This is a genomic window from Hymenobacter sp. BRD67, from assembly GCF_013256425.1.
In the GTDB taxonomy this organism is placed as follows: Bacteria; Bacteroidota; Bacteroidia; order Cytophagales; family Hymenobacteraceae; genus Hymenobacter.
On sequence record NZ_CP053904.1, the window covers coordinates 3,851,809 to 3,866,701 of the forward strand.

Annotated in this window: 14 protein-coding genes and 3 pseudogenes; 7 read left to right on the forward strand and 10 right to left on the reverse strand. The window is 60.2% G+C overall.

What is annotated here, in order from left to right:
• The first annotated feature begins 132 nt into the window (after window positions 1-132).
• A pseudogene (locus GKZ67_RS17955) lies at window positions 133-863 on the forward strand (diadenylate cyclase).
• Here the strand turns inward: GKZ67_RS17955 and GKZ67_RS17960 are convergent.
• Window positions 860-1,276, reverse strand: a complete 417-nt coding sequence (locus GKZ67_RS17960) for an STAS domain-containing protein (protein WP_173245093.1) — start codon at window positions 1,274-1,276, stop codon at window positions 860-862. The pseudogene GKZ67_RS17955 and the gene GKZ67_RS17960 overlap by 4 nt on opposite strands.
• Before the next feature lie 341 nt (window positions 1,277-1,617).
• On the opposite strand from GKZ67_RS17960, the gene GKZ67_RS17965 reads away from it, so the two are divergent.
• On the forward strand, window positions 1,618-1,929 hold the full coding sequence (locus GKZ67_RS17965; RefSeq protein ID WP_217278619.1) for a KGG domain-containing protein: 312 nt from the start codon (window positions 1,618-1,620) through the stop codon (window positions 1,927-1,929).
• Window positions 1,930-2,036: 107 nt separating this feature from the next.
• Here GKZ67_RS17965 and GKZ67_RS17970 read toward each other — a convergent pair whose 3' ends face one another.
• From GKZ67_RS17970 to GKZ67_RS25340, 5 genes and pseudogenes are all read right to left on the reverse strand, one after another.
• A complete protein-coding gene (locus tag GKZ67_RS17970; RefSeq protein WP_173245096.1) occupies window positions 2,037-2,681 on the reverse strand; it encodes a response regulator transcription factor in 645 nt (214 codons plus the stop codon).
• A 170-nt stretch (window positions 2,682-2,851) separates the two neighbouring features.
• The gene (kbl, locus tag GKZ67_RS17975) at window positions 2,852-4,048 is read right to left on the reverse strand and encodes a glycine C-acetyltransferase (protein WP_173245098.1); all 1,197 of its coding nucleotides are present in this window, start codon (window positions 4,046-4,048) and stop codon (window positions 2,852-2,854) included.
• A 57-nt stretch (window positions 4,049-4,105) separates the two neighbouring features.
• Entirely contained in the window at window positions 4,106-4,756 is a 651-nt protein-coding gene (locus GKZ67_RS17980; protein ID WP_173245101.1) for a hypothetical protein, read from the reverse strand.
• Window positions 4,757-4,843: 87 nt separating this feature from the next.
• Window positions 4,844-5,584 carry a patatin-like phospholipase family protein gene (locus GKZ67_RS17985; protein ID WP_173245104.1) on the reverse strand — a complete coding sequence of 247 codons (741 nt, stop codon included), beginning with the start codon at window positions 5,582-5,584 and terminating at the stop codon, window positions 4,844-4,846.
• A 104-nt stretch (window positions 5,585-5,688) separates the two neighbouring features.
• Window positions 5,689-5,814, reverse strand: a pseudogene (locus tag GKZ67_RS25340) (patatin-like phospholipase family protein); the annotation flags it as partial.
• Window positions 5,815-6,036: 222 nt separating this feature from the next.
• On the opposite strand from GKZ67_RS25340, the gene GKZ67_RS17995 reads away from it, so the two are divergent.
• Both GKZ67_RS17995 and GKZ67_RS18000 read left to right on the forward strand, forming a co-directional pair.
• On the forward strand, window positions 6,037-7,029 hold the full coding sequence (locus GKZ67_RS17995) for an NAD-dependent epimerase/dehydratase family protein (protein WP_173245107.1): 993 nt from the start codon (window positions 6,037-6,039) through the stop codon (window positions 7,027-7,029).
• A 280-nt stretch (window positions 7,030-7,309) separates the two neighbouring features.
• Window positions 7,310-8,605, forward strand: a complete 1,296-nt coding sequence (locus tag GKZ67_RS18000; protein ID WP_173245110.1) for a hypothetical protein — start codon at window positions 7,310-7,312, stop codon at window positions 8,603-8,605.
• Here the strand turns inward: GKZ67_RS18000 and GKZ67_RS18005 are convergent.
• The 4 genes from GKZ67_RS18005 to GKZ67_RS22710 form a co-directional block, all read right to left on the reverse strand.
• Window positions 8,602-9,495: an alpha/beta fold hydrolase gene (locus GKZ67_RS18005; protein WP_173245113.1), complete on the reverse strand. Its 894-nt coding sequence runs from the start codon at window positions 9,493-9,495 to the stop codon at window positions 8,602-8,604. The two genes, GKZ67_RS18000 and GKZ67_RS18005, sit on opposite strands and share 4 nt — an antisense overlap.
• A 30-nt stretch (window positions 9,496-9,525) precedes the next feature.
• Entirely contained in the window at window positions 9,526-10,743 is a 1,218-nt protein-coding gene (locus GKZ67_RS18010; RefSeq protein ID WP_173245116.1) for an MFS transporter, read from the reverse strand.
• 317 nt (window positions 10,744-11,060) lie between these two features.
• Window positions 11,061-11,669 carry a TerC family protein gene (locus GKZ67_RS18015; RefSeq protein ID WP_217278756.1) on the reverse strand — a complete coding sequence of 203 codons (609 nt, stop codon included), beginning with the start codon at window positions 11,667-11,669 and terminating at the stop codon, window positions 11,061-11,063.
• A complete protein-coding gene (locus tag GKZ67_RS22710) occupies window positions 11,600-11,824 on the reverse strand; it encodes a hypothetical protein (protein ID WP_217278620.1) in 225 nt (74 codons plus the stop codon). Before GKZ67_RS22710 ends, GKZ67_RS18015 begins: the two co-directional genes overlap by 70 nt.
• A gap of 118 nt (window positions 11,825-11,942) precedes the next feature.
• Between GKZ67_RS22710 and GKZ67_RS18020 the strand changes: the two are divergent.
• The 3 genes and pseudogenes from GKZ67_RS18020 to GKZ67_RS18035 all read left to right on the forward strand — a co-directional run bounded on the left by GKZ67_RS18020 (window position 11,943) and on the right by GKZ67_RS18035 (window position 14,893).
• A pseudogene (locus tag GKZ67_RS18020) lies at window positions 11,943-12,694 on the forward strand (DUF3891 family protein).
• A gap of 107 nt (window positions 12,695-12,801) precedes the next feature.
• Window positions 12,802-13,938, forward strand: a complete 1,137-nt coding sequence (locus tag GKZ67_RS18030; protein WP_173245125.1) for a YihY/virulence factor BrkB family protein — start codon at window positions 12,802-12,804, stop codon at window positions 13,936-13,938.
• A 202-nt stretch (window positions 13,939-14,140) separates the two neighbouring features.
• On the forward strand, window positions 14,141-14,893 hold the full coding sequence (locus GKZ67_RS18035) for a hypothetical protein (protein WP_173245128.1): 753 nt from the start codon (window positions 14,141-14,143) through the stop codon (window positions 14,891-14,893).

A 14,893-nucleotide genomic window follows, 5' to 3' on the forward strand; every position in this document is an offset into this window, starting at 1 on the left:
TACTTTTGCGGAAACTCCTCCCGCCTCTCTGCTCCTTTCATCTCTTAGCTGCGATACTTGTCCCTTCCTTTTCCCCTTTATTTTTTACACGTAGGGCTGGCCGACGTGGCCGACGTGCTGCTCGTGACCTGGATGCTGTACCAGCTCTACAAGCTGCTGCGCGGCTCGGTGGCGCTCAATGTCGCGCTCGGGCTGCTGAGTCTGTACCTGGTGTACCTGGTGGTGAGCGCGTTGGGCCTGGGTTTGCTGACGGCTATTCTGGGGCAGTTTATGAGCGTGGGCGTGCTGGCCAGCATTATTTTATTTCAGCAGGAAATCCGGCGGTTTCTGCTTAATGTGGGGAAAGTGGCGCTGGAAGGCGGCGGCCCGCTGGGCTGGTGGCGACGGCCCAGCGGCCAGCCCACCGGGGCACCCGGCGTGGCCGCCTTTGTAGAGGCCGCCAAAAGCCTGGCCGGTAAGGAAACCGGCGCCCTCATCTGCTTCACGCTCACTTCCGACCTCAGCGCCTATGCCGAATCGGGCGACCGCCTCGATGCGGAGGCCAGCAAGCGCTTGCTACTGGCTATATTCAATAAAACCTCCCCCTGCACGATGGGGCCGTGATAGTAGCGCAAGGCCGGCTGGTAGCGGCCCGCTGCATATTGCCCGTGAGCCAGAACCCCGAGGTGCCCGCCGCGCTGGGACTGCGCCACCGCGCCGCCCTGGGGCTTACCGAAGCCACCGACGCCGTGGTGCTCGTCGTGAGCGAAGAAACCGGCCAGATGAGCCTTGTGCGCCACGGCGAAATATACCGGGGCCTGACTGCTGCCGAGCTCAAGGCCCGCCTGCAAGAGTGGCTGCTGGCCGCTCCCCAGCCGGCTTAGGCTATCGACAAGCCAGTCGCTTTTCGCTCGGGTAATAAAAAGCTGGGTCCTTTGAAGGCTGCGGCTGGCCGTAGCTTTAGCTTGTGAGCCAGGCCACTGGCTTGCAGGCTTTTTACCAGAGGGGAAGGCATGCCGCACCAGTATACTTCGGTGCCCGCGCGCCGGCAGCAGGCATCGGCCCGCAGCAGGGCCTGCCTGCCCAGCAGGCTTAGCGAGTGCAGCTGCTGCGTGTCTATCCAGGCTTGGGTGGGGTGGCGCTCCAGCAGCTGCTGCACTGTGCTGAGTAAGTGCGTGGCATCGGTAGTGCTGGTGCAGCTGCCCCGTAGGCTCAGCCCCACGCATTGCCGGTGGCTACCAAAATGAATGGTAAGCGAACGAGAGGGTAAAATCAACAAAAAGAAAGCGTTATTCATAGCAGAGGGGTAGAGAGCGAAAGAGTGTCGCAAATATACGCGTGTAAGTCAGTGAATTATGGCATAGAAAACGGGTTTTTCGGCTACGTAATAATACCTGTTTTCAGCTGTGCCCAGCGGAGGGCGATTAGGAAGCGGCTATAGTTCAGCTACGTGTTTCCCGCATATTCTCGCAGCTGGGTGGGAAATGGCTGCGCAAATACGCATAGGTGCTCCGTATAAGTTGGTAATTATCTTATAAACAGGCATTTTATGAGAAAAACTGCCATCCTATACCGTGCTTTAATCGTTGAAACGGAGCAACTGGTTACCCATCTCTTTTCACTTTCTTACTTTCTACTATGAAGCCTGCTGTGAATACGTCGTCTCTGGTTTCCTCATCCCCCATGGGTTTTAAAACCCGCCCGGCCGCCCGTATCGGCGACGGCAGCCGCACCAGCCGCCGGGGCTTCGCCAGCATGGACCCCGCCGAGCAGCGTCGCATTGCCAGCGAAGGTGGCAAGGCCTCGCACGCCAGTGGCCAGGGCCACAAATGGACGGCCGAAGAAGCGCGGGCCGCGGGCCGTAAAGGCGGGCTTACCAGTCGCCGGGGCCCCAGCCGTCCGGCTGGCGAGGCGAAGGCTACTGCCGGCAAATCCAAGACAACAAACTAAGAGCCAGGTAGCCCTGGCCGCGTACTTGCGCCTACGGCACAGAGCATGAAAAAGCCCGGTTCCTTACCTGGAACCGGGCTTTTTCATGCCCTGTGCCGTAGGTGGCACTAGCTGAGCAGGCCCTGCGTTACGGCCAGCTTGATGAGGGCGGCGGTGTTCTTGGTCTGGGTTTTCTCCAGGATATTCTGCCGATGGGTTTCGATAGTGCGCTTGCTAGTAAATAGCTTTTCGGCTATCTCGTTGGTAGTAAGTCCTTCAGACAAAAGTTGGAGTACCTCGTTTTCGCGGCGCGAGAGGCGGCCGACCCTAGGGGCTGCGTCGGGCTCTTCTTCTTTGGCCAGCACTTTGCGTAACATATTTATCCCCAAGTCGCTGCACAAAAACTGCCGCCCGGCAATCACCGCCTGGATGGCGAGCAGAATCTCGCCTTTTTCGGCGCTTTTGAGGACGTAGCCCGATGCGCCGGCATCGAAAAGCTGGCCGATATAGCGCTCGTGGCCCAGCATACTCAGAATAAGCACCCGAACCTGTGGGTAGTCGGTGTGCAGGTGCTGAGTGGTGGCCAAGCCGTCGAGCACCGGCATATTAGCGTCAAGCAGTATCACATCGGCCGGGGTAGCGGGCAGGCGGTCGAGCAGCTCCTGACCATTATTAGCCTCGCCTACTACCTCAATATCAGGCTCGTTGGCGAGCAGCGCCCGGAGCCCGTCGCGTACGATGGTGTGGTCATCAACTAGAAAAACGCGGGTCATAAGCTGGGGTGCCGACAACAAATAACAGAATCTTGGGAAGCCGGCCAGAAAAATGTCTACGAGCCAAGTAACGGTTAGGGTTACCCTGACTTCTGCCGCATGCTGTCTACTTGTCTGATTTTATTCAAAATATATATATATTATTGAATAAAATAAATGCTTAAGCGCGTCTATTTTAACACGCCCAGCTCATGGCCCACCTTGGTAAAGGCCGCGATAGCCTTATCTAGCTGGGGCCGGGTGTGGGCCGCACTGAGCTGCACCCGGATGCGAGCCTTGCCCTGCGGCACCACGGGGTAGTAAAAGCCCACTACGTAGATGCCTTCATCGAGCATTTTGGCCGCAAATTCCTGGGCCAGCTTGGCATCGTAGAGCATAACGGGCACAATAGGATGCTCGCCGGGGGTGATATCGAAGCCGGCGGCCGTCATCTGCTGGCGGAAATACTGCGTATTTTCTTCGAGCTGGTCGCGCAGCTGCGTGCTTTCGGTAAGCAGCTCCAGCACGCGCAGGCTGGCCCCCACGATGGCCGGCGCCAGGGTATTGCTGAACAGGTACGGACGTGAGCGCTGGCGCAGCAGCTCGATAATCTCCTTGCGGCCCGAGGTGAAGCCGCCCATGGCGCCGCCCAGCGCCTTACCAAGCGTGCCGGTGATGATGTCGACGCGGCCCATCACGTTGCGGTACTCGTGGGTGCCGCGGCCGGTTTTGCCCAGAAAGCCCATCGAGTGACACTCGTCAATCATTACCAACGCACTATATTTATCGGCCAGGTCGCATATCCTATCCAGCTGAGCGATAGTACCATCCATCGAAAAGGAGCCATCCGTCACGATGATGCGGTGGCGCGTGCCCTTGGTCACGGCGTCTTGCAGCTGCTGCTCCAGGTCGGCCATGTCGTTGTGCTGGTAGCGGTAGCGCTGGGCCTTGCACAGGCGCACGCCGTCGATGATGCTGGCGTGGTTGAGGGCATCCGAAATAATGGCGTCCTGCTCATTAAACAGCGGCTCGAATACCCCGCCGTTGGCGTCGAAGGCCGCTGCGTACAGGATAGTATCCTCGGTGCCCAGAAACTCGGCCAGCTTGGCTTCCAGCTCCTTGTGAATATCCTGGGTGCCGCAGATAAAGCGCACCGAGCTCATGCCGTAGCCGTGCGAGTCGATGGTAGCCTTGGCGGCCTTTATCACCTCGGGGTGTGAGCTGAGACCCAGGTAGTTGTTGGCGCAGAAGTTGAGCACGTCGCCGGCCTCCTGAGTATCGATTTCCGCGCCCTGGGGCGAGGTGATGACGCGCTCTTTCTTGTAGAGGCCCGCGTCTTTTATTTCTTGAAGCGTTTGCTGAAGGTCGGATTGAAGGGTGCCGTACATGGGGTGGGGAGGTAAGCGGAAATAAAAAGTTTAGTATAGCCTGGGCTACTGTCTGGGCTATGCGGCTTGTGATAGTGGCTCAATGGGTAGCCATGGGAAGGCCAATCTGACAATTTCAAACTTGGCAACAGGTAGTAATTGGCGCAGGTCGTCACTGTCGCAAAGTAGGTAAGTAACTAATGCCTTACTACCATCTAAAAATGTGAGAATAGTATAGTTCCAACTGAGCTTACTGTTTTTAGGGGCATAGTGTGTTAAGAGCGTAACATCCGAGATTTTATGAGCTGTGCTATCTGTAGCAAAGCCGTGTAGTAATAAGTCGTCTGTTTTATTGAACATTAAAATCCTGTCTCTATCGTAGCGCCAATAAGACCAATAAAGCCGGACGTAAGTGAAAACAAGTAACCACAGGCAAAACATGGCCGCACCAGCGAGAAGCCCAAGAAGAATCGTACCTGGCTTCACTATAAGTAGGATTATCATCCAAAGCCCGGCAGTGAGCATACCTAATATAAATAACAGCCAACCAATATCAAACCCCCAGAAGCGGGTAGTGAAGCTGACCACATCTTGATTTAGCTGCTGCGCGTGTGCGTAGAGGTGATAGCCAACACCCAGAAACAGTAATAAAAACGCCAGCACAATCCGCAAGCCAGTCCATTGGGTCGAGTCCATGGCTAAGAGAAGATAGCGGTTGAGAGGTGGCATAAGCAAGCAAGGTGTCTGTATACAAAGGTAGATATGTGCGAACAGTAGCTGCTGCTCTGCTCAAAACCTTGCATCCACAGTGCAGAATTATCGCTGTGTCGACTGGTGGCTGAGAAACACCTGCACCCCCAGCTTGCCGCTTTCAATAAGCTGCTCCTTCTCATCAGCCGAGATGCGCCGCACCTTGGGCCCGAAGCCCCTGGTGCTGATACTGATGGTGCGGGGCCAATCGGGTGGCAGGGCGGGGTTGAGGTTTTCGAGGGCTACGGTATAGAGCGCGCCAATGTAGGAGGAGAAATCGTGGATGTCGTAGGGCGCCAGCGCCGGGCGGCCAGTGGGCAGGGTATCGAGGGCTATCTGCTCGTCGCGGTCGAGGCGAAGGCCCAGGGTTTCGGGGTTGGCGGCGGTGCCGGGTGGCAGGCCGGCGGGCAGGTAGCGCGGCTGGTCGAAAAGGTGCAATGGATAATTGGCCAGCAGGCCGCCATCTACGAGCACCTGCACGGGCTGGCCGGCTTTGGGCTTGCCCTGGATAACGTGGTCGTCGGCATCGAGCAGGACCGCCCGGAAATATAGCGGAATGCTCATGCTGATGCGCACGGCATCGGCCACGCGCATGGTGGGATTGGTTTCGTAGCTGAAAACCTGGGTGCACTGCCGCGTGAGGTTTGTGCCGGTGGTGTAGAGGTCACGGTAGTGGCCGGGCTGCGCCTGGGCCAGCTGATGCAGCTCGGCCAGGGTGAGGTTGGGGCGCTGCGTCTGGCGGCCCACCAGCTCGCAAAGGTACTTCGTGAGCTGGTCGCCCCGGTACCAGCCGTACTGGCGCAGCAAGCGGCTGCCGCCCCCACGAAGATGAAGCGCCCGTCGTTGAGCCGTTGCACGGGCGTGCGGTTGATGATGTCGATAATGGCCTCGGGCGAGTAGCCCACCGCCAGCAGCGCCGCCTGAATGGCCCCCGCCGAAGTGCCGCCCACCCGCGTGATATGGCTCAGAATACCCTGCGCGGCCAGTTCCTGCAAGGCCCCGCCGTAGGCGATGCCCCGGATGCCGCCGCCTTTCATAATAAGGTTGCGGTAAGGAGGCGAAGGAAGCTGAGCGCGCACAGGCTGGATACTGCCGGGTAAGGTCAAAATACTGAGTATTTAAGGAGTAAAGGTATAGTCATAGACCTTAAAGATACCTGGGTAGCTGCTACTAGTTGCACTGCCGGCCCAACCTTGCCCCTGACCCTGACCGTATCTTTGCAGCCTGCCCTTCCCACCCCTCACCCAGCTTTGTATTTCATGACTACTTCCCCCGGCGACACCGCCCCTTCGCGAACACCTGGCAACGTCCTCGTTATCGGGGCCTGCGGCCAGCTCGGCCTGGAGCTGACGGCCGCCCTGCGCCAGCGCTATGCACCCGAGGCAGTTGTGGCCGCCGATGTGCGCCCGCCCCGCAACCCCCAGGCGCTGGCCGGTGGCCCGTTTGAGCTGCTCGATGTACTGGACAAAGCCCGGTTGGAGGCACTGGTGCAACAATATAGACCGGTGCAGATATATCACCTGGCGGCCCTGCTCTCGGCCACGGCCGAGAAAGACCCGATGTTTGCCTGGAAGCTAAACATGGATGGCCTGCTGAACGTGCTGAACCTGGCCGTGCAGTACCAGGTGCCGCAGGTGTACTGGCCCAGCTCCATCGCCGTATTCGGCCCCGACACGCCCCGCGAGCACACGCCGCAGCTTACCATCATGAACCCCAACACGGTGTATGGCATCAGCAAGCTGGCCGGCGAGCAGTGGTGCGAGTGGTACCACCGCCACCACGGCCTCGACGTGCGCAGCCTGCGCTACCCCGGCCTCATCGGCTACAAGAGCCTGCCCGGCGGCGGCACCACCGACTATGCCGTGGACATCTACCACAAGGCCGTGGCCGGCGAGGATTTCGAGTGCTTTTTGAAAGAAGACTCTTACCTGCCCATGATGTACATGCCGGATGCCCTCAAGGCCACGCTTGACCTTATGCATGCGCCGGCCGACCACATCAAGGTGCGCACTAGCTACAACCTGGGCGCGATGAGCTTCTCGCCCCAGGAAATTACGGCGGCCATCCAGCAGGAAGTCCCTGATTTTAAGGTTAGCTATAAGCCCGACGGCCGCCAGGCCATTGCCGACTCGTGGCCGGCCAGCATCGACGACTCGGCTGCCCGGCAGGACTGGGGCTGGCAGCCCGAATTTACCCTGGAAAAAATGACCCAGGATATGCTGGCCCACCTGCGTGAGCCAGTGACAGCGTAGCTCGGGGCTTGCCATTGACCAGAATAAGTCGCCATTCGGGCCAGGCACCGTGCCAATGGCCTGGATGGCGATTAGGTGTATGTGGCAACGGCCACCGGATAGATACATGGCAGCTATGCGCCCCGAAAGCGGGTTGCGCTCGCTCGGCCAGCCCGGCGTAGGCACCCGGAACCATAAAGAACCCATGCCGGAAGGCGAAGTAGCATTAGGATGCAGAAAGACCGCAGAAAGCAGATACCTGTGACTACTTTTGTTGCGCTTTATTCTATTGCTATTGCCGATGCTGAAACGACTACTTTGCCTGCTGCTTACGCTGTTGTTTTATGCAGACTATGCCCAGGCCCAGGCCTACGAGCCGGGCTGGCTGGTGCGCACCAATGGCGATACGCTGCGGGGCGAGCTTGAAAACGGCTTCTGGCTGGAGCCGCCTACGTTTGTCCGTTACCGGCGCACGCCGGAGAGCCCGAGTGAGCTGTTTCCGGCGCGCCAGCTGCGCGCCGTCAGCTTTAAAGGCGGCCGGTATTTTCGCCACGAGGTATTACGCCTGGACCGCGCCGCCGAGGTTCGGCTCCAGGACCTCAAGCGGGGGAACTACGTGAATATGCAGCCCGATTCGGTGCTGGCCGAAGTGCTGCTGAGCGGTCCGGTTGAGCTGCTGCGGGTGGTGCGGCCCGGAGCCACGCAATTTGTGCTGCGGCGCCCCGGCCGGCCCGACCTCAGCCTGAGCGAGCGCCACTACCTTAGCGATGGGCCGGATATAAACAGGATAATCGACGGCAACAACTACCGCAATCAGTTGATGCTATACTTCGCCGATTGCCCGGCGGCCGTCAGCCTGGCGGAGAGAATCCCCTACACGGCTGCGGGCCTGGCCGAAGTAGCTCAGGCTTATGCTATTAGCTGCGCTCCCGGCAAGCAGCCGGCCCAAAGCTGGCTGTCCCAGGCGGTGCCTCGCCGTAAGGGCGCGTTCCAGGCCGGGGTGCTGGCGGGGGTACGTTATAATCACATGGCTAGTCCGTCGTTCGTACTGACTGAGGGCTGCCACGATTGCCAGGTTCATCCTTTCGGTGGTCTCTACGCCGAGCTGCTGCAGCCCAGCCGCATTACGGCTTTCTACGGGGAGTTTAGCCTGAGCTCGTTTCATAACCAGGGCACTTATACCCTTGGATTCGATGCCACTGGCAAACGCATATATACGGTATTCGATTTCCGCGCTTTGCTGTTCACTGCCCGCCTGGGCGTACGGTATTTTGTTCCGCTGCGGCACGACCGGCAGATAATGCTAGGCTTTAGCTATGAGCATAATGAGGTATTAGGGCTGTCATTGACTGGTAATGGTAGTCCCGACCCTAGCACTGCTGGCGAAGCCTATGCCTCGCCTACTCTGCTCCCCGACCTGATGCTGGGCTGGCGCTGCCAGCGCTTCACCGCTAGCATCGACGGACAGCTATACCACAGCAACAGCGACTCTAACGCCCTCTATAATTTCTTTCTGGGTAGCAGCTGGGCTACGCGGCTGGGCCTAAGCTACCGCCTGGGCCGCAACCCCGATAAGCTGGCTCATAACCATAACTAAGTAAGCTGCGTCAAAATCTCCTCCCAGTTTTCCAGATAGAGCATGTGGCCCTGATTGGGCAGCAGGCGCAGGTGCGCGGCCGTGAGGCGGCTAGCCAGGTAAGGAAGATGGCTGGCTCCCCACACCCCATCGGCGGTGCCGTGCCAGAGGGTACAGGGGGCGCGCACGTCTTCAATGCGAAAGCCGGGCGGACGGCACCAGGCCTGGGCATCGTCGTACACGCCCCGGCCGCCGTGGGTAAAGCCCTGCACGGCCGCATCGCGCAGCAAGGCCCGGAATTCGGCCGTTACGACTCGCTCGGCGGGCTGCATAAGCCGGATAAACCAGTCGATAGTGCGGTTGGGGTGGCGCGCCCACTGCCGGCTCAGCCACAAAAACGTAGTGCGGTTGAGCCACGGAAAGCTCTTCTGGCCCCAGCGCAGCAGCTTCCAGGTGCGCGATAGGTGCCGGTAGCTGGCGCGCTCGCCCAGGGGCAGGCAGCTGCTGAGCAGCTGCACGGCCGCTACCCGCTGTGGGTAGCGAGCGGCCAGCGCCAGCGCGTGTACGCCGCCCACCGACCACCCCATCACCTCTACCGGCTGCCCAATGCCCAGCGCATCGAGCAGGGCCACGGTATCGGCCGCAAACGACGGAAACGAAAGGCGCCGGTACACGTCACTCTGGCCCACGCCGGGTCGGTCGGGGGCAATTAGCTGCAGCTTTAACCGGGCCAGCAGCGCCGGGGCAGGCGGCAGCGCCAGGCCGGAAGTGCCAAACCCGTGCTGAAATACTACCGGGCGGTGGCCGGGGTCGCCATAGCGCGTCAGGCCCAGCTGGCGGCCGTCGGGCAGGCGCACGCGCAGGCGCGTCTGGTAGTCGGGAGTAAGGCTGGTTTGACCAGGAACAGGCATGGGTCAGCGTACGCGGGGCGCGGCCTGGGGTTAGGCAGCTGGGGCTGGCGCCAGCGCCTTTTTGCTTTGCCAAAACATCAGCACTACCAGCAGCCCGGCCGTGGCTTGCAGCAACACGGTATGCGGAGCCCCCAGCTGCCGCGCCAGCCAGCCCACCAGCAGGCTCCCCAGCGGCTGCACGCCCTGAAACGCCATCACGTAGTAGCTCAGCACCCGGCCCCGCATCCGGTCGTCCACGTGGGTTTGCACAAAAGTGTTGGTGCCCGCGATAAAGAGCATCATGCCGGTTCCGCTCAGCACGCTAAATACCAGGGCTACAGGAAGCCGGGCGCTCAGCGCAAAGCCCAGCAGCCCGAGGCAAAACGCCAGCGCCGCGTAGCTGACATGACGGCTCTGGTGGCTGCCGGCCGGGCGCGAGGCTAGGTACAGTGCCCCCGCGAGCGCGCCTAGGCCCGACATGCTGTTGAGCCAGCCAAACGTGCCCGCTGCCCCGTGAAATACCTCACGGGCAAACACCGGCAGCAGCGTGCCATAGGGCATGACGCAACAGGCTATTCCCGCCATCAGTAGAATTTGCCGGCGCAGTCCGGGGGCCTGGCGCAGGTAGGCCCAGCCCTCGCGCAACCCTTCCCAGGTGCCTGGGCGATGTGCCCGCGGCGGGCGCGGTACCAGGCGCATGAGCAGCAGCGAGGCTATCACGGCCCCAAAGCTGAGCGCATTGAGTGCAAAGCAAGTCCCTGCCCCCAGGTAGGTGAGCAGCAGGCCGGCAATGGCGGGCCCCAGCAGCCGGGCCACGTTCACCATAGTCGAGTTCAAGGCAATGGCGTTGGGCAGGTAAGCGGGGTTATCAACCAGCTCGACCAGCAGCGATTGCCGGGCCGGAATGTCGAAGGCATTGATGGTGCCCAGCAATAAGCTCAGGCTGGCCACGGCCCAGGTGTTATAATAGCCGCCCAGCACCAGCCCCGCCAGCAGGCTGGCCTGGATAAAAGAGGCCACTTGCGTAAAGACCAGGATGCGGTAGCGGCTGTAGCGGTCGGCCACTGTGCCGCCGTAGGGCGCCAGCAATAGCGTCGGAATCTGGCCCGCGAACATAACCACGCCCAGCAGCACGCTCGAATGCGTGGCCGAATATACAAGCCAGCCCACGGCCAGCCGCTGCATCCAGGTGCCGATGAGCGACACCGACTGCCCGGCGTAGTACAGACGAAAATTGCGGTGCTCAAGCGAGCGGAAGGCGGTAAGCAACGGTTAGAAAGCTACGCAAGCAGCCAGCAGGTTTCGCCGCAGAAGACGGGAGTAGTGCGGCTACGGTTGCCGGAACGCCACCATATGCCAGTCTTTTTCGTGCGCTGATTAAGCAGTAATCAACCAAGAGCCTGCGTGCAGTTACCTACCCACCCTATAGCCGCGCTCCGCGTAAATTGAGCCTGACGCTTTTTTGGAGTTGCCCTACTATCGGCGCCCCTGGCCACTGATGACGAAACGGCACTCCCGGCGCTGGGTAAGGAAGTAGTACGGAAGATTGTGGTACCGTAAAAATAGCCAGCTGCTACTACCAATTGTTACCGGCTGCCCAGTCGGCGCGGCCAGCCCAGCAGGCGCGAAGTAAGCAGCGGTCCGCCAAATGTAGCAATGGTGATAGCGGTCAGGCCCACATCGGCGGCGTCACTGTCGAGGAAGTCGCTGACGGGGTGGCCGGGCGCGAAGTGCCGGAGCAGCGACAGCACCAGCTTAAGCCCCAGAATGCCGATAACCACGAAAGCCGCCGTTTCAAGAAACGGATACTTGCCCATCAGCCCCACAAAAGCCTGGGCCACCAGCCGCATGGCCAGGATGCCGATAAACACGCCCACGAGCACGAGAAGGAGGTTGTTGCTAAACGCCACCACCGCAAACACGTTGTCGATAGAAAACGCCACATCCATCAGCTCTATCACGGCTACGGTGGCCCAGAAAGGCCCCAACAAGCCCAGCGTGCTGCGGTAGAGCCAGCTTTTTTGCTTGTCGGGCGCCTCGTCGTCGGCTGGCTTGGCCGTGTGGAAGTAATTAAAGGTCAGGTAAAGTAGATAAAGCCCGCCCAGCGGCTTCAAAAACCAGAAGCCTACCAGGTACGAGGCAAACACCAGGCACAGCCCGCGAAACAGATAAGCCCCAAAAATGCCGTAGCGCAGCGCCTGCTTGCGCTGCTCGCGGGCAGGTCGCCCACGAGGGTAGCCAGCACGGCGGCATTATCTACGGAGAGCAGGCTCTCAATAATAATCAGGTTGCCGACTACCGCCAGCGAGGGCAGCGGATGGTCGACGATATCTTGAAGCTGGGCGTACATAGAGAAAATAAGCTACTCGGAAAAAGGAGTCACCAGCTTAGAAATCCTCATTCCAAATTCGGCATTTTTCGTAAAGCGGCTCCAAAATAAGCTCCCAAAACCACGATAAGTTTTTCGGATGATAGTGAACCCTCTTCCCACCGGCTGGCAGGTTATCTACCAGCAGGCGCACGCGCTGCTGGCGGCGCAGCTGGCCTGGGCGTGGCCCGCATTTTTGCCGGCCGACCGCTGGGTGGGCATGCTGGCGGCCATTATGCAGCACGATGATGAGCAGGAGGCCTGGCACGGGCGCGGCGGGCACCACGGCCTCACGCCCGCCGGGGCCCCAGCCAACTTTACGCAGGTGGCATTTTCGCGGAAGCAGGCAACCGGGGTGCTGCACGCGGCGCGCTTTCAGGGGCGCTGGCGCAGCTTGCTTACCAGCCTGCACCTGAGCACCTTATACGAGCCCCTGCGGGTAGCCACCCCGATACTACGGCGTTTTTGGATGAGCTGCGCGCCAGCCAGGGCCGCTGGCTCAAAGAGCTGCACCTCACTAAAACCCAGGCTCGCCAAGCCTACGACCTGCTGCACTGGTGCGACCGCCTGTCGCTTATTCTCTGCCGCCAGGAGCTGCCCGAGATGGGGCGCGAGCTGGAAATATACCGCGCCCCGCTGGCCGCTGGGCGGGCGGCGCACTATGTGTGCCAGCCCGCTGGGCCGGGCACCGCGGTAGTGGTGCGCCCTTGGCCATTTGCCTGCAAGCAGCTGGAAGTAAGCGTAGAAGCTCAGCAGCTGCAGCAGCTGCAGTTTCGCGACGATGCCGAGCTGGCGGCGGCGTTGCGCCAAGCACCCACCAAAACCCTGAGTTGGACACTACAGGCCGGCTAGCCGGCCCACCCAGCGGGTGCCCGAAAGCTAACGGATTATTTTTTTGCGCATTTTTAAGCAAAACGCTTGCCTGCGCCGTATTCCTCCCGCATCTCAAGCCACCTGCTATGGCCCGCTATACGCTTTCCGATATATTTACCGTGGCCAAGTCGGCCGCTGGCGAGTTTGGCAACAACAACTCGTTCCGGCACGCGGCGGCGCTCTCGTACTACACTATTTTTTCGTTGCCGCCGCTGCTGCTCATCGTCATCACGATAACCAGCGCGATTTATGGCGGCGATGCCCTTACGGGGCAGATTTACGGGCAGCTCAAAGGGCTGGTCGGGGCCGAGTCGGCCAAGTTTCTGCAAGACAGTATTGCCAAGTTTACGCTTGAGCAAAAAAGTGGCCTGGCCACGGCTATCGGGGTGGGTACGCTCGTTTTTGCCGCTACTACTTTCTTTGTCACGCTCCAGGAAAGCATTAACGATATCTGGAACCTGAAAGTAAAAACCGAAGGTATAGGGGTTTTGCAATATTTGCAGCAGCGCCTACTCTCGTTCGGGCTCATTTTGAGCGTAGCCTTGCTGCTGCTTATCTCTTTCGTGGTCAGTGCCGTGCTTACCACTTTCACGGGCTGGCTCCAGCACTACATTCCCGAAGTAGGGCTGATTGCCATCAAGCTTATCGACTTCATTTTGTCGCTGGCCGTGACGACGCTGCTGTTTGGCCTTATCTACCGGTTTTTGCCCGATGCCATTATCCGCTGGCGCGATGTGGGCATAGGTGCTTTCATCACGGCTGCGCTGTTCATATTGGGTAAATATCTGATTGCCTTGTATATATCGACTGCCAATCCGGGTTCGGCCTTTGGGGCGGCGGGCTCGGCCATCGTGCTGCTGGTGTGGGTCAACTACTCGTCGCTCATCATCTTCTACGGGGCCGAGTTCACCCAGGAGTTTGCCGATGCCTACGGCCAGAAAGTGCAGCCCAAGGCCCACGCCGTGCGCGTCGAGCTGAAAGAAATAGCCCCGGCGAGTCGGCCAATGACAAGGCTACCGGCCGGCCGCCGAGCACGGGCAGCTGGGCCGGGTAGGCGGCCGTTGGGGCTAAAAAAAGCCGGCAGTTTCCACTACTGCGCTGCCGCCGGCCGAGGTAATGAGTCATTCAGAAGTTATCAGCCAGCTATCTGTCCGGCCTGGCTGGAGGCAGCTGACTTAGCTCGGCTACTGCCTGCAGGCGGCGGGCATTCTCAAGAGAGTTAGAGCAGTCACTGCCTCCAAAGCCGGATGCAACCCGGAGCCTGCCAATGCCTGCGGCCAGCGGGTGCAGCTCCGGGTCTATACCGTGCGCGACGAGTTCAAGGAAGCATCTTCTGGCTGAGTTGACTACCAAAAAAGACCCCGGCCGCTCCACGCCTGCTGCACGTAGCAGCGCTGAGCTGACCGCCTGCCCTACCTTAGGGCGATGAAGCACTTTTTCCTTTTTCTACTCACGGTAGTAGTGCTGAACCGATTTGGCGTGGCCCGGCCAGCCCCTGCGGCCTGGCCTGCCGACACCGTGCGCGGCCAGGCCCGCCTCACGCAGCAGCTCAGCGCCAGCCTCTGCACCCGGCTGCTTGCCGAGAGCCAGCATACCACCTTTACGGCGCTTACGCCTGCCCAGGGCCAGGTGCTGATGGCGCGCCTGCTGCTGGGGGCGGTGGCTGACAATGCCACGGCTTTGACCGCGCTACTAGAGCCGATGGGGCCGACGCGGGGCCGTGCGCTAAAGCACACCCTGACCGACGACGCTGTATTGAGGATGGCTCAGCAATGCCCACTGGCTAGCACCCTGATAGCTCACTTGAGCCAGCAGCAGGCCCACATAGCTATCAGCGACGACGAGCGACCTACGTTGCTGCCAGTGGCCCGCCTGGCGTGCCGCTGTCTCGACACTGCTGCCGTGCGGCAGCCTTTCGCGCAGCTTAGTTTGGAAGCACGTACGGCGCTGAGCGGCGAAGCAATACGCTACGCCGCCCAGCGCAACCAGGAAGCGCTGCTGGCGCAGTATGGCGAAGCCTTGGCGAACGACAGCACGCTCAGCCAGCAGGTTGGAGAAAAAGTAACCTTGCTTATGCTCGAAATATGTCCGGCCTATCTGCTACAGCTCACCCGCGACTACCCGGCTCCGGCAGCGCCGAAGGCAAGCCCCCTCACCGGCCCTAATATTTATTTCTAA

Coding starts and splice junctions, on each gene's coding strand:
- GKZ67_RS18035 (WP_173245128.1), top strand. CDS start 14,141: ATGAAGCACTTTTTCCTTTTTCTACTCACGGTAGTAGTGCTGAACCGA.
- GKZ67_RS17965 (WP_217278619.1), top strand. CDS start 1,618: ATGAAGCCTGCTGTGAATACGTCGTCTCTGGTTTCCTCATCCCCCATG.
- GKZ67_RS22710 (WP_217278620.1), bottom strand. CDS start 11,824: ATGTACGCCCAGCTTCAAGATATCGTCGACCATCCGCTGCCCTCGCTG.
- GKZ67_RS18005 (WP_173245113.1), bottom strand. CDS start 9,495: ATGCCTGTTCCTGGTCAAACCAGCCTTACTCCCGACTACCAGACGCGC.
- GKZ67_RS17970 (WP_173245096.1), bottom strand. CDS start 2,681: ATGACCCGCGTTTTTCTAGTTGATGACCACACCATCGTACGCGACGGG.
- GKZ67_RS17995 (WP_173245107.1), top strand. CDS start 6,037: ATGACTACTTCCCCCGGCGACACCGCCCCTTCGCGAACACCTGGCAAC.
- GKZ67_RS17980 (WP_173245101.1), bottom strand. CDS start 4,756: ATGCCACCTCTCAACCGCTATCTTCTCTTAGCCATGGACTCGACCCAA.
- GKZ67_RS18000 (WP_173245110.1), top strand. CDS start 7,310: ATGCTGAAACGACTACTTTGCCTGCTGCTTACGCTGTTGTTTTATGCA.
- GKZ67_RS17960 (WP_173245093.1), bottom strand. CDS start 1,276: ATGAATAACGCTTTCTTTTTGTTGATTTTACCCTCTCGTTCGCTTACC.
- kbl (WP_173245098.1), bottom strand. CDS start 4,048: ATGTACGGCACCCTTCAATCCGACCTTCAGCAAACGCTTCAAGAAATA.
- GKZ67_RS18030 (WP_173245125.1), top strand. CDS start 12,802: ATGGCCCGCTATACGCTTTCCGATATATTTACCGTGGCCAAGTCGGCC.